This is a genomic window from Bacillus chungangensis (genome assembly GCF_030812995.1).
Classification (GTDB): domain Bacteria; phylum Bacillota; class Bacilli; order Bacillales; family Bacillaceae_C; genus Bacillus_CF; species Bacillus_CF chungangensis.
Map to the genome: position 1 here is coordinate 1 of NZ_JAUSTT010000004.1, position 13229 is coordinate 13229.

A 13229-nucleotide genomic window follows, 5' to 3' on the forward strand; every position below is an offset into this window, starting at 1 on the left:
ATTCGGGAATCGTTTTTACCTAGGTAACGTATTCCAACCTTTAACAATTCATTTGTGTAGCAAAGCTACACAAGGTGCGACTGCCCGTCGCACATAAAAAAGCCACCCTCAAAATAGGTGGCTTTTCATTCTTGTTTTATAAATAAAGAACCTGCTGTATCAAAGTCATTGATAGTATACCCTCTGTTAATTTTCATGAACAGCAATTCTCCAATTACTTAGGAAACTTTATAAATAATAACACCACTAATCCTGAGATATATTAATAACAGCAATAATGTAACAATGCATATCGTTCCGATTGAAGCTAAAACATTAAGGATTTTATTTGCTTTTGTACTAAACAGCTTACAAAATACAATATAAACTCCAACTCCAATAATTCCACCTAATGTATTTCCGATAAGGTCAGTTATATCGGTACCTCCTATAGCAAAGATGAATTGCAATACTTCAAATAACAAACTAACTCCTGCTATTATTGCAATCTTTTTCAAGAAAGACCAACTTGGTTTTAGCATACTGATATACATTCCAAATGGGATAAATGCAAGTACATTATAGATTATTTCACCAATATCTATTTGATCGTTTTTAATAACTGAACCAGCAAAAGGGATTAAGTTGATTCTCCTAAAATCCGGCAAGTCTTGAAATGAAAATTGCATTTTAAAGAGTATAATCCATGTTAATGTAAATAAATATATGGCCAACAATCCAGTAGTTATTTTATTTTGATTATTTTTTGATTTTTCCATATAAATCCTCAATTCCTAATTCTTCTTTTTCAAACTTATAAACTAAGCTTTTATCCTACTTTACAATTGAATCTCAAGTTTCTTAAATAACAAATTATAGCATGGAATATTATCTTTGAATATCCCTAATCTGTTCAGATACGAACAATTTAGAGGCGACTAATATTGGTACTATTGCTTATAACAGTCGATACCTTTATGGCGCAGTTCGTCCAAACTACGCCATAGAAAGGCACCTGTTTGCGAAAGAACGACTATGTATGGCATGTGTCCAGTTCTTGGAGTGGTAGCGGACCGAAGGGAGCATAAGGAACGGAAAGGACTTGACACATTCACTAACACTCGAACCCTCTTGGCATTTCCAAAACCTTAACGAAATGTCAAGATTGCAATAATTTATTTAATTTTAACACTTCAAACCACGATCCCCTCTCCTGGTTTAGATGGGGGTAAAATAAAGTTGTTAAATTTTTTATAAAGCTAAGCACAATAAAAATAACAATAAAAAACCCCACTTCTTCATTTTCAGTTTCCTCCTTAAGTGAGCGGCTTGGTGATAATGCCGCGCTGGGTCCAGGATATGGCCGGCAAGGGCGGCCTGTCCTCCCGGTACCCAGCGGAACTGGAGCAATTGATCCGCGAATTGCTGGCCTGCGGCGAACGTGAGCAGAAGATTGCGATTACCACGACCCGAAGCCTTCTGCGGGCGCTACGGCAGATTAGCCCGAAAAACAAGACTGAATGAATAGATGGGCGGTACTCCACACCGCCCGTTTGCTCCGTCCATTGTCAACAGGCGGATATTTCGGCCTTGCCGGATTTGCCGATAATGACCCAATATCGCCCTGCCTTACATCTTCAATACTGTCTACTATATATAAATTCCCTACAAATCAGTTGCAAACGACGGTTTCCTTGCCGAAACAGATAGCATTATTTAGGTTGCCCGTGCAACGGTTAAAAGCTTATTTAACGGAGAAATCATAATAGCTATTGGGGTATGGTTCGTTTCTTAATACATAGTGCCACCATTCGAAGCTACATGCTTCAAACCCACTGTTTTCCATGATGGAACGCAAACGTCTGCGATTTTGCACTTCATTGCCTGAAATTCCTTTTGCCGCATGATGAGAGCGTTCATCCATAAAATCAAATCCGCTCCCCATTGGTACAAGCTCACCCGTGTCTAATCGATAAAGCGTAAGATCAATTGCGCTTCCGCGGCTATGGCTTGATTTTGAAGCCACGTATCCTTTTGAAACCATCTCGGTTCGGTCAATATTGGGATAATGTCTTTCCTTTGTCAGGTCATCTTCCGGCTGTGCAGCCCATTGCAAAAAACAGTTTACAGCGCGTTGGGGACGGTAACCGTCCCATAAAAGTAATCCGTACCCTTGGGTAGCAGCCAGTTCTTTTACCCTCAAAAGCGCGTCTGCCAACTCGTATGTCCCTACAATGCGATTTACTTCATATCCGTCAACCGGCTTTCCGGTGAAATTGTCCCATGTGGCATATTTAGCGTCCCAACGAACACCGTGTAATATTTCATCTAAAAAAGTAAATCCTTTTTCCATGCTGCTTATCACCCCTTTAACGCTAATACGATTAGGCGGTCAATCAGTTCGGGAAGCGTTATACCTGCAGCGACCATCATACGGGGATAACGGCTGTATGACGTGAAACCTGGCAGGGTATTGACTTCGTTAAGTACAATGCGGCCATTCTCTTGTAAAAACATATCAACACGGGCAAGACCTCTACAGCCGAGCGCCTTATATATTTTTTTTGCCGTTTCCCGTATCCGTCCTCGCTCCTCTGCCGACAGATCTGCGGGAATGGTTATAACTGCGTTTTCAGAGCCTTTTTCCGGCTCGGCTTCCTGATGAATGCGAAAGATACCGTGCTGCAGCCTGATTTGGTCCACCTCGCCAACAATCAACTCGGAACTGTTTCCCAATACGGCACAACCGACCTCACAGCCCAAAACAGCCTGCTCAATTAAGATTTTGCTGTCATATTGTCTTGCCGATTCAATTGCGGCGTCCAATTCGTCCACGCCATTGACTTTTTTCACGCCATAGGATGAGCCTGAACGCGCCGGCTTAACAAAAACAGGATAGGTAAACGCATCTGCCGCCGGCCTATCGTCTTTATTAATAACCCAAAATTCGGGAGTAGCTATGCCAGCGTTTTTCGCAATGATATATGCCAGCGATTTGTCCATACACACCGCCGAGCTTTGAATATTACAGCCTACATAGGGGATGCCGGACAATTCAAATAAACCTTGTATGGCGCCGTCTTCACCCGATTTGCCGTGCAAAACCGAAAATGCCGCATCTATACGCTGTATTTGATATCCCTTATCCCGTCTAACAAGCAGCCCGTGCATTCTTTTGTCCGGAGAAAGCACTGCCGAACCGCAGTTTTCGTTGTCCCAATCCATGCATGGCTTTTCGCACATTTTCCAAGCGCCGGATCGGGTTATTCCAATGTATATTGGCTCATATTTTTCTGTGTTAATGTTGTTGGCAATCTCTTTCGCAGATTTTACCGACACATCATGTTCCTCTGAGCAGCCCCCAAACAGGATGGCTATTTTTAATCTATACAAGTGTCTCTCTCCTCTCAAATTCCAGACAGTTCTTGATTGTATTTTCAACGGTATCACGCAACGCCTGTTCGGTATAGTAAGCCGTATGCGGCGTGATTATCACGTTCGGCATCCTTTGAAGTTTCAGTAAAAATTGATTATCAATTGGTTTTTGTGTGCAATCAAAGTAGAAAAGCCCTTCCTCTCCCTCCAATACATCCAATGCGGCGCCGCCCAGTTTTCCGTTTTCCAATGCTTTAACCAGCACATCGGTATCTATAAGCCCGCCTCGCGCTGTATTGATAAGAAACGCGCCTTGTTTCATTGCTTTAATCTGTTCGCGACCGATCATATGGTATGTGTCCGCGCTAAGCGGTACGTGAATGGTAAGAATGTCGCTTTTTTGTAGCAATTCATTTAGGGACACATAATTTCCCGCCGCCTCTTTGTTGTGACCATACGCCAGCACATGACATCCAAATCCCCGCAGTCGCTCAATAACTGCCTTCCCTATATGACCGGTTCCCAGCACGCCGACTGTCATGTCGCGCAGTACCTTGCCACGGACGCTGTCCAGCCTGAAATCATGTTTTTCCACAGAGCGCACAATAGATTTCGCGTTGCGTACTGCCATAAGCATCAGCATCAATGTATAATCGGCAATGCTATCCGGTGAATATGCCACGTTCCCGATAGCAATACCCATACTTTCCGCGGCCTTCATGTCTATGTGATTGTAACCAATACTTCGAGTAGAGATATATTTGACGCCGGATTCCTTCAACGCAAGAAGAATGGATTCGGAAATCTCAGATTTGTGCCCCACGCTGATACATTGATTTCCAGGGGCTAACATTACGTTGGTTTCTGATACGGCAGAGCTTGTAATGGCAGGTATAACGCCAAAGCGCGGCGAAAGTTCCTTGAACACATCAGCCTCATCCTGCTCACATCCATAAATGGTAATGCCGATGTTTTTCATAATTAAGACCATTCCTTTCTGCGAAAGGTACCAATAAGAAATAAAACGGGGATGCCGATCGCGGTAAATTAAACATATCTACAACATTCTCAAAAAGAATGAACCTTACAATCCTGACCTCTACCGCAGTGGGGACAAGCCGCCCGCTCACCGTGAGGTTTCTGTGGATGAGGCCATCTCTATCCTTCAGCGGCAGTATTATTTAATTACAGATCCTCCACTTAATTCCATGACTTTTTTCAATGCCGCTGTCCGGCGGTCTGCTTTGTTGTACCGTTTTTCGATTCCGGCTAATTCGTAATTGTTTCAAACTTTTTTTCGCCTCCTTGATTTCCACGTTCTCCGGCAGGGGATAGCAGATTTTACATTTGTTAGTGTAAAGCAGCTTTTGTCCTGTTATTTTGTCGGTGTCCGAGTCAATTTCCGCTCTCTCAACCTTGACGGATTCATAAATCCCGCCGCTTTTTTGATATGCCATATCAAAGCTGGTATTGCCGTTGTATAACGCGCAGCCCGCTTCAAAGAGCTTATAAGGAAGCTGCTTCCCGTCAATGGTTTCCGCGTAGCGGCGGCCATCAAACCGCATCCCGACTAAAAACACATTTTCCGCTGCATTACCCTGACCGGCAACAGGAAAGGGAATATTTGTGTCACTCTTTTTCTACCCATGTGAGCACCTGCCGTGTATTTTAATCCACGCATAACTTGTCATTTCCTTCTCTGACGAAACGAAAAAAGCTCGTTCTTACGGTTTTAAGTCTACCGCGTAAGAACGAGCCGTTTTTTAATATTAAATTGTTAATTTCCTAAGAAAAAGTAAAGATAACCTTGAGATTTTCCTAAGAAACGATATTCATTTCTTAGGAACTCCTTTTATCAACCAAGTCTGGCAAGGCCGGAAGCTCTACCGTAAACGTCGTGTAGTTATCATTGCTTTCCGCATAAATCTGCCCGCCATGCTGAACAATGATTTCTTTTGCAATCGCCAATCCAAGTCCCGCGCCGCCCGTATCGGAAGAACGGGCATCGTCCAGCCTGTAAAACTTTTCAAATATGGCAGCGAGCTTATCTTTGGGGATGCTTCCGGCGTTCTTGAAAACGATGGACACCACATCTTCGGAGAGGCCCGCCGTAATGTCAATGACGCTGTTGTCCTCACTGTATGCAGCGGCGTTTTTCAAAATGTTGTTAAAGACCCTCGCCAGCTTATCGGGGTCGCCGGTTACGGTCAAATCCTCGGAAGCATGGATAACCGCCTGTTTTCCATTCGCGGCAAGCTGCGGATAAAATTCATCGGTCATCTGCACCAGCATATAGTATAGGTCTATGTGCTTTTTCGTGAGCGTAATCGTTTGGAGGTTATACCGTGTAATCTCAAAAAACTCATCGATTAGCTGTTCGAGGCGATACGCTTTGTCCAACGTGATATGCACATACTTTGCCTTTTGCTCTACCGGCATATCTGGCGCCTCGTCAAGCAGGCTCAGATAACCGATAACGGATGTAAGGGGCGTTTTAATATCGTGCGCCAAGTACATAACAACGTCATTTTTTCTTTGTTCTGCCAGCTTTGCATCCTGCTCTCGCTTTTCCAGAGTCCGCTTTAATGTGTTGAGCTTCTGTTCCATGAACTCCATTTCCGCAGAAAGCTCAATTTGTTTATCTTCATTCTGAATAAGTATATCAATGCCGGTATTTATCTCGTCAAAGTATTTTGCAAATTTTGAAAGCATGATTCGGAATAGAATAAGAATACTAATGGCAATCGCCACATAAATAAAGATTTCTATATTGTTCCGTATAGTATACTGATATATTTTCATCGCGTCCTGACGCTCTAAGTGATAACTGTTTTCCAAAAAACGTACGATCCACTCCCCAAGTGTCCCCTTGATAAATAAACGCAAAAACAACACGAATACAACTGCTGCCATAACAATCACAACGATATACTGGTAGAGTTTTCGTTTTAGTTTGGAATAATCGGTTTTTTTATTCTTATTTTTATTTTTCAATTTTATAGCCAACCCCCCATACCGTTTTTATATACTTCGGATTATCAATGGTGTCGTTCATTTTTTCGCGCAGATGTCGGATATGCACGGTGATGGTGTTGTTACTCTTGCTGAAATATTCGTCGCCCCATATCTCATGAAATAACTGCTCGGAGCTAACCACATTCCCCTTGTTTTCACAAAGGATGCGCAGGATTGAAAACTCGGTGGGAGTGAGGGATAACTGCTTCTCGTTCAGAAAACACTCATGCGTGTTTATATTAATGACAAGGCCGGAGTGGACAATAACATTTTCGTTCTGCTCCGTTACTCCATTGTATTTTTTGTATCTGCGCAACTGCGCCTTGACCCGCGCAATTAACTCCAGCGGGCGAAAGGGCTTCGTTATATAATCGTCCGCGCCGATTGTTAGCCCTGTAATTTTATCTACCTCCGTATCTTTCGCGGTCAGCATGATAATTGGATAGGTGTGCTTGTCCCTTATTTTTTGGCAGATAACGAGGCCGCTTGCGTCGGGAAGCATGATGTCCAATATGGCAAGGTCAAGATCGGTCTTGTCTATACATTCCAACGCTTCTTTGGCGGTATAGTATTTGAAAACCGTATAATTCTCGTTTTTCAAGTATAGCTCAACCAAATCGGCAATTTCATGTTCATCGTCCACAACAAGTATTTTATCACTCATAGTTATCAACTCTCCTTTTATGGATTTGCTTTTCTCAATCGGAATCTTTTCCGAATATATAGTATTTATAATCACTGGAATCCGCTTATCCACGTAGGATATCCGCTGATTTCCATAAATGTGATTCTAATTCTTGTAGTGTTAATTTGCTGAGTCATAATATTTACCGTTAACCAGTCTACAATTTCTTAGTCTTCCTTCTAACTTCATTCCCAACTTCTCACCTAAACGCATCATACGGTGATTCCCTGACCATGTTGTGAAACCTACTCTTACTAAAAGCAGGGATTCAAATAAATGGTCTATCCAAGCTTTTTAAAAATTTGAAATAAAATTCTTGGCTCTACCAAACTTTGCTTCTAATACAACGGGGGTAATTAAATATAAGATATATAAAAATAGGCATATTCCTATAAAAATACGATAGTTCTAATCCATTACCATCTTAATTAATAATTGTAGAAAAACACTTAATTTTTATTCTAAAACCAAAGAAGAACTTTTTGGTGAACCAAAAACTGAGACATCAAAACGCGTAATTACCATTAGTAAAGAACTTACAAGTGATTTACATTTTCATCAAAAGTACCAAAATCAAAATAAGCTGGCACTTAATGACATATATCTCACGACTTGAATCTAGTATTATGCCGTAACAATGAAAATTTCATGCCAAACAGCTCTCTATTTAATGCATTTTTCACGATCTTAAAGAAAGCTGGACTACCAAGAGTACCAATTCATTCATTACGACATACCCATACAGTTATCCTATTAGAAGCTGGAGTAGATTTGAAATATGTACAAGAACGTCTAGGGCATAAAAGTATACAAATTACAGCCACATTTCTAAGAAAATTGAATCGGACACAATGTTTAAATATGAAATGTTCTTGAATATTCTTTATGTAAAAAAATATGGGTATTATGTGGGTAGGAAAAGCGCTATAGTTAAAAACAGAAAATACCCACACAAACAAAAACCCCTTTACACTAGGGGTTTGTCGTATCAATACATCGTCATATATTGCTCCCGCTCCCACGGGTGGACTTGTATTCTAAACATGTTCCATTCGATTTCTTTTGCTTCAATAAAATGTTCTAATATATGGCAGCCTAAGGCAGCTTTGATTACCTCATCAGCTTTTAGTTTTTCAAGGGCATCGTAAAGAGTCGCTGGCAAGTCGATAATACCTGCTTCTTTTCGCTCGTCTTTATTCATGTTGTAAATATTTCGATCAATGGACTCTGGCGGAGTTAATTTTTGTTTAATGCCAGAAAGGCCTGCTTCCAATAATACAGCCATTGCTAAGTAAGGATTAGCAGAAGGGTCAACGCTTCGTACTTCAATCCTTGTGCTGAGTCCGCGTGATGTCGGAATTCTTATGAGTGGACTCCGATTTTGAGCGGACCAAGCAACATAGCACGGTGCTTCGTAGCCTGGGACTAGACGTTTATAGGAATTCACGGTTGGATTGGTGATTGCTGTAAATCCTTGTGCATGTTTTATAACACCTGCCATAAATTGATAAGCAATATCACTCAATTCTAAAGACCCGTTTTTGTCATAAAAGGCGTTTTCGCTCCCTTTAAATAAGGATAAATTAAAATGCATTCCTGAACCGCTAACACCAAATAAAGGTTTTGGCATAAAGGTCGCGTGTAATCCATGCTTTCTCGCAATTGTTTTTACAGCGAGCTTAAATGTTTGAATATAGTCACAAGCAGTTACAGCATCGGCATATTTAAAATCAATTTCATGCTGGCCAGGGGCAACCTCATGATGTGATGCTTCCACTTCAAATCCCATTTCCTCCAACTCTAAGACGATATCGCGGCGGCAATTTTCGCCAAGATCAGTTGGTGCAAGATCAAAATAACCGCCACTGTCATTTAATTCTAAGGAAGGATCCCCTTTTTCATCTAGTTTAAATAAGAAGAACTCTGGTTCTGGACCAAGGTTGAAGTTTGTAAATCCCATTTCTTCCATTTCCCTAATGACTCTTTTTAAGTTGCTGCGTGGATCTCCACAAAAAGGCTTGCCGCTTGAATGATGAACATCACAAATTAACCTTGCTACTTTCCCTTTTTCTGCTGTCCAAGGAAACACAACCCATGTGTCCAAATCTGGAAATAAATACATATCAGATTCTTCTATTCGAACAAACCCCTCAATAGAAGACCCATCAAACATCATTTTATTATCTAAAGCTTTTTGCAGCTGGCTCACCGGAATTTCTACATTTTTGATCGTTCCTAAAATATCAGTAAATTGAAGACGAATAAATTTCACGTTTTCAATCTTTGCCATCTCGATTATGTCTTTTTTCGTATACTTTGACATGCCTTTCACTCCTCCTAGTGTGCCGTTTGTTTTTTCCATAGATACTTTTACCTTTAATTCCCTTTTTATTACAAAAAGTATTATATCATGAGAAAATCATGAAAATCTATGGCAGCTTTTTCCCATCTTACGAGTAACTTCTTCATAAAGCCAAAATCACTGCATTTTTACTCAATTGAGTAGAGGGAAAAGTTAAGAACTTTTCGCCCCTCTCCCACCACCGTACATACGGTTCCGTTATACGGCGGTTCAATTTATATTACAGTGTGTACTTTTAGATAATGGTCTAAGGCAGGGGGGATTCCCCTTTGCCTTAATCGCTTGTTGGACAATGCTTTCTGTACAACCTTCGATAGTCCAATGAATCGGTAACCTTTTCTACAGTAGGTTAAGCCTTTGGCTTCTTCTTTCGGTATGCCAAGTTGGATGAGAGATTTATTCTCTTTTTATTGTTCTTCCACTGCTTCCAGATAATTACCCGAATTCTGGAGCGGAGTTTTGCGTCTATTGTCCCAAGGATTTTCTTCATATTGGCTATCTTGAAGTAGTTGACCCACCCGAAAATGACCTGTTTTAACTTGACGATTCTATCATCTAGTGAGATGCCCCAATTTCGTTTCGTTAGCTGTCGCAGTTTCCTTTGAAATTTCTGAATCGATTCCCCATGGGCTCTTGGTTGAAACTTTTCCTTATTAGAATCATAGTAGAAACTGAACCCTAGAAATTTTGTTTGTTTACTAGGGACGTGTGATTCTACTCTTTTCCACATTCACCTTTAATCCTAATTTCTTCTCGATAAATTTTGTGATGGAAGTGAGCACTCTGTTCGCTGCTTTCTCGCTCTTGACAAAAATGAGACTGTCATCTGCGTATCTTACGAAACGCAGTCCTCTTGCTTCCAGTTCCTTATCTAACTCATTCAACATAATGTTGCTCAAAAGTGGACTAAGGTTGCCACCTTGTGGTGTTCCTACTGGCGTATCTTCATATTTTCCACTGACCATCACACCACTTACGAGATATTTACGTATGAGAGAAATCACATCTCCATCTTTTATTGATTGGTTGGTTGATGTGTACCCCCACAGCGGACTTTCACCACCTAGATAGTTGCCATGCCTGGCGCACATAAAAAAAGATAGCTTTTGAGCTATCTCTCCCTTTTAAAGTAAAACTTTTATGTGGGGCTGTTCCTAAGGTGAAGAACAAACTTATTAACCTATTTTATGATAAGCAACCCTTTTTCTATTAAGTGATCGATCGCTGAACAGACAGCGATTTTTACATGTGAGTAAGTTAAGCCCCCTTGCACATACGCATCATAAGGAGGACGAATTGGGCCATCTGCGCTTAATTCAATACTGGCACCTTGAATGAAAGTTCCTGCGGCCATGATAACATGGTCTTCGTACCCCGGCATTTCACTCGGATATGGTGTCACGTGTGAATTAATAGGGGAAGCATATTGAATCGCCTGACAAAATGCGATCATCACATCTGGATCATTAAATTGAACAGATTGAATCAAATCAGTCCGCTTCGCATCCCAAGACGGCGTCGTTTTCATATTGAGTTCTTCTAGCAACGCGGCAGTAAAAACAGCCCCTTTTAGCGCTTCAGCAACTACATGCGGTGCGAGAAAGAAGCCTTGGTACATTTCTAACAGACTATATAAAGTAGCACCTGCTTCACTTCCAATTCCAGGAGATGTCAAGCGGCAAGCACAAGCTTCTACAAGTGCCTGCTTTCCGACAATATAGCCTCCCGTTTTCACTAAGCCGCCGCCAGGATTTTTAATTAATGAACCTGCCATTAAATCTGCTCCAACATGGCAAGGCTCCTGTTCTTCTGCAAATTCGCCATAACAATTATCAACAAACACGACAATATTAGGATCGATTTCCTTTACAAATTGCACCATTTCCGCAATTTCATCGATCGTAAAAGAAGGACGGCTATCATAGCCTTTTGAACGCTGAATACCGACCATTTTAACCTTTGGATTGATTGCTTGTTTTACTGCTGAAAAATCAACGCGGCCTTGTGCTGTTAATGGAACGCTCTTGTATGCTATCTGGAAATCCTTTAATGAACCGATGCCATTTCCACGAATACCGACTATTTCTTCTAACGTATCGTAAGGTTTTCCTGTTATGTATAGAAGGGTGTCGCCCGGACGAAGAACACCGAATAAAGCAGTAGAAATGGCATGAGTGCCAGAAATAATTTGTGGACGGACAAGCCCAGCCTCTCCTCCAAATACTTCTGCAAAAATGCTTTCTAACGTATCACGGCCGCTATCATCGTAGCCATACCCTGTTGATGGCGTAAAATGAAAGTCACTGACTTGGTGTTCTTGAAAACTTTTTAACACACGAAATTGATTGCTGTCTGCTATCTGTGCTATTTTCGCATGGATAGGAGCAATTTTTTTTTCTGTTATTTCCACTAAAGCTTGAATGTTGCTGCCATTTTTTAATAGATGATACATGATGTAACTCCTTCATTGTTGATATTGCTGTAAAGCGCCTGCCACTGGATGATTTGCTAGTATATAGCCCTGTCCAATGTAAGCTTCCTTTTCCTCCAAGAAAACAAGCTCTTGTAAGATCGAATCTGATTTTAATGCAGCGAGAAGCTTGCCAGCAGTTTGAGGAATGAGGACTTGATACGGTTTCATCATCTGGATTGCTGCGGCTTCTAATTTTTGTTTTAAAAGCGTATGGTCTTTCTCATTTAAAGCACTTATTTCGATTCTATCTTTTCCGATCGGCACAAATTGCGGATTGCCAATATCCATTTTATTATAAACGGTCAGCTGTGGCAGGCTGTCCATCTTTAAATCTTGTAGCAGCTTTTGCACCGTCCGTTCATGGTTTTCATAATCAGGATTAGAAGCATCTACGACATGTAAAAGCAAGTCTGCTTCCTTTACTTCCTCTAATGTGGAACGAAAAGCTGCAATCAACGTTGTAGGCAAGTCCTGGATAAAGCCGACCGTATCTGTTAATAATGCTGTATATCCACTAGGTAACTGCAGTTTTCTTGTCATCGGATCTAAAGTGGCAAATAACTGATTTTCTTCATAGGAATCAGCAGCAGAGAGCCTATTAAATAAAGTAGACTTTCCTGCATTTGTATAGCCTATTAACGCAATTTGAAAAACATGATTTCGTTTTCTTCGCTCACGATAGCGCTCGCGATGCTCGACAATTGCTTTTAACTGCAGTTTAATTTCATTTATTTTTCTTCGAATGTGCCGGCGATCTACTTCCAGCTTTGTTTCTCCTGGTCCGCGTGTTCCAATACCGCCGCCAAGCCTAGATAATACAATTCCTTGTCCAATAAGCCTTGGCAGCAAATATTGAAGCTGCGCAAGCTCTACTTGCAGCTTCCCTTCTTTTGAGCGTGCCCGCTGCGAAAAAATATCAAGAATGAGCTGCGTTCGATCTAAAACTCTGCTCTTTAGCTCATTCGATAAATTGCGCAATTGACTCGGAGAAAGCTCATCATTAAAGATAATAATATCAGGTTGAAGCATCTCCTCTAACTGGACAAGTTCTATTAGTTTACCTTTGCCAATATAAGTAGCTGGATGAATACGTTCACGTTTTTGAGCAATGGAAGCAAGCACCTCTCCTTGAGCTGTTTCTGTTAAAGAGACAAGTTCGTCCATTGAAAATTGAAAGCGCTCATCGCTCTCGTCTAGCTGACATCCAACCAAAATAACGCCCTCTTTGTTTGCAGCTGCCAAACCATCATCCTTCTTTCCATCATCTTTGCTTTCATCTTAACAAATAACAGCAGTAAAGTGAAACACTAGCAATTGAAGCACGAGTTTTGAACCGTTTA

Annotated in this window: 12 protein-coding genes and 2 pseudogenes; 1 reads left to right on the forward strand and 13 read right to left on the reverse strand. The window is 41.1% G+C overall.

From position 1 onward, the window contains the following. Nucleotides 1–218 precede the first annotated feature (218 nt). The 8 genes and pseudogenes from J2S08_RS04220 to J2S08_RS04255 form a co-directional block, all read right to left on the reverse strand. Complete coding sequence (locus J2S08_RS04220; RefSeq protein WP_307226976.1) at nt 219–758, reverse strand: VanZ family protein; 540 nt, start codon at nt 756–758, stop codon at nt 219–221. A gap of 965 nt (nt 759–1723) precedes the next feature. Continuing rightward, nucleotides 1724–2332 (reverse strand): D-Ala-D-Ala dipeptidase VanX, encoded by a 609-nt coding sequence (vanX, locus tag J2S08_RS04225; protein ID WP_307227324.1) that lies wholly within the window; start codon nt 2330–2332, stop codon nt 1724–1726. An 8-nt stretch (nt 2333–2340) separates the two neighbouring features. Next, the gene (gene vanA, locus J2S08_RS04230; RefSeq protein WP_307226979.1) at nt 2341–3372 is read right to left on the reverse strand and encodes a D-alanine--(R)-lactate ligase; all 1032 of its coding nucleotides are present in this window, start codon (nt 3370–3372) and stop codon (nt 2341–2343) included. Then, nucleotides 3365–4333: a D-lactate dehydrogenase VanH gene (vanH, locus tag J2S08_RS04235; RefSeq protein WP_307226980.1), complete on the reverse strand. Its 969-nt coding sequence runs from the start codon at nt 4331–4333 to the stop codon at nt 3365–3367. Before vanH ends, vanA begins: the two co-directional genes overlap by 8 nt. Nucleotides 4334–4793: 460 nt before the next feature. Continuing rightward, a pseudogene (locus J2S08_RS22425) lies at nt 4794–5002 on the reverse strand (hypothetical protein); the annotation flags it as partial. Nucleotides 5003–5193: 191 nt separating this feature from the next. Further along, complete coding sequence (vanS, locus tag J2S08_RS04245; RefSeq protein WP_307226982.1) at nt 5194–6348, reverse strand: vancomycin resistance histidine kinase VanS; 1155 nt, start codon at nt 6346–6348, stop codon at nt 5194–5196. Further along, a complete protein-coding gene (vanR-A, locus tag J2S08_RS04250) occupies nt 6338–7033 on the reverse strand; it encodes a vancomycin resistance response regulator transcription factor VanR-A (RefSeq protein ID WP_307226984.1) in 696 nt (231 codons plus the stop codon). Before vanR-A ends, vanS begins: the two co-directional genes overlap by 11 nt. Before the next feature lie 141 nt (nt 7034–7174). Continuing rightward, nucleotides 7175–7348, reverse strand: a pseudogene (locus J2S08_RS04255) (GNAT family N-acetyltransferase); the annotation flags it as partial. Between the two features lie 354 nt (nt 7349–7702). On the opposite strand from J2S08_RS04255, the gene J2S08_RS04260 reads away from it, so the two are divergent. Further along, on the forward strand, nt 7703–7930 hold the full coding sequence (locus tag J2S08_RS04260) for a tyrosine-type recombinase/integrase (RefSeq protein WP_307226986.1): 228 nt from the start codon (nt 7703–7705) through the stop codon (nt 7928–7930). A 112-nt stretch (nt 7931–8042) separates the two neighbouring features. Here the strand turns inward: J2S08_RS04260 and glnA are convergent, their stop codons facing one another. The 5 genes from glnA to hflX form a co-directional block, all read right to left on the reverse strand. Further along, nucleotides 8043–9377, reverse strand: coding sequence for a type I glutamate--ammonia ligase (gene glnA / locus J2S08_RS04265; RefSeq protein ID WP_307226988.1), 1335 nt, complete (start codon nt 9375–9377; stop codon nt 8043–8045). Between the two features lie 388 nt (nt 9378–9765). Beyond that, on the reverse strand, nt 9766–10146 hold the full coding sequence (locus J2S08_RS04270) for a group II intron maturase-specific domain-containing protein (protein WP_307226990.1): 381 nt from the start codon (nt 10144–10146) through the stop codon (nt 9766–9768). Then, the gene (locus J2S08_RS04275; protein ID WP_307226992.1) at nt 10115–10507 is read right to left on the reverse strand and encodes a reverse transcriptase domain-containing protein; all 393 of its coding nucleotides are present in this window, start codon (nt 10505–10507) and stop codon (nt 10115–10117) included. Before J2S08_RS04275 ends, J2S08_RS04270 begins: the two co-directional genes overlap by 32 nt. Nucleotides 10508–10596: 89 nt before the next feature. Further along, the gene (locus J2S08_RS04280; protein WP_307226994.1) at nt 10597–11868 is read right to left on the reverse strand and encodes a methionine gamma-lyase family protein; all 1272 of its coding nucleotides are present in this window, start codon (nt 11866–11868) and stop codon (nt 10597–10599) included. Between the two features lie 12 nt (nt 11869–11880). Further along, complete coding sequence (gene hflX, locus J2S08_RS04285) at nt 11881–13131, reverse strand: GTPase HflX (RefSeq protein WP_307226996.1); 1251 nt, start codon at nt 13129–13131, stop codon at nt 11881–11883. Nucleotides 13132–13229 lie beyond the last annotated feature (98 nt).

Bases quoted from the DNA above. Each gene is read 5' to 3' on its own strand.
- vanR-A (WP_307226984.1), bottom strand. From the start codon at position 7,033: ATGAGTGATAAAATACTTGTTGTGGACGATGAACATGAAATTGCCGAT.
- vanX (WP_307227324.1), bottom strand. From the start codon at position 2,332: ATGGAAAAAGGATTTACTTTTTTAGATGAAATATTACACGGTGTTCGT.
- vanH (WP_307226980.1), bottom strand. From the start codon at position 4,333: ATGAAAAACATCGGCATTACCATTTATGGATGTGAGCAGGATGAGGCT.
- glnA (WP_307226988.1), bottom strand. From the start codon at position 9,377: ATGTCAAAGTATACGAAAAAAGACATAATCGAGATGGCAAAGATTGAA.
- J2S08_RS04275 (WP_307226992.1), bottom strand. From the start codon at position 10,507: ATGTGCGCCAGGCATGGCAACTATCTAGGTGGTGAAAGTCCGCTGTGG.
- J2S08_RS04220 (WP_307226976.1), bottom strand. From the start codon at position 758: ATGGAAAAATCAAAAAATAATCAAAATAAAATAACTACTGGATTGTTG.
- J2S08_RS04270 (WP_307226990.1), bottom strand. From the start codon at position 10,146: ATGTGGAAAAGAGTAGAATCACACGTCCCTAGTAAACAAACAAAATTT.
- J2S08_RS04280 (WP_307226994.1), bottom strand. From the start codon at position 11,868: ATGTATCATCTATTAAAAAATGGCAGCAACATTCAAGCTTTAGTGGAA.
- J2S08_RS04260 (WP_307226986.1), top strand. From the start codon at position 7,703: ATGCCAAACAGCTCTCTATTTAATGCATTTTTCACGATCTTAAAGAAA.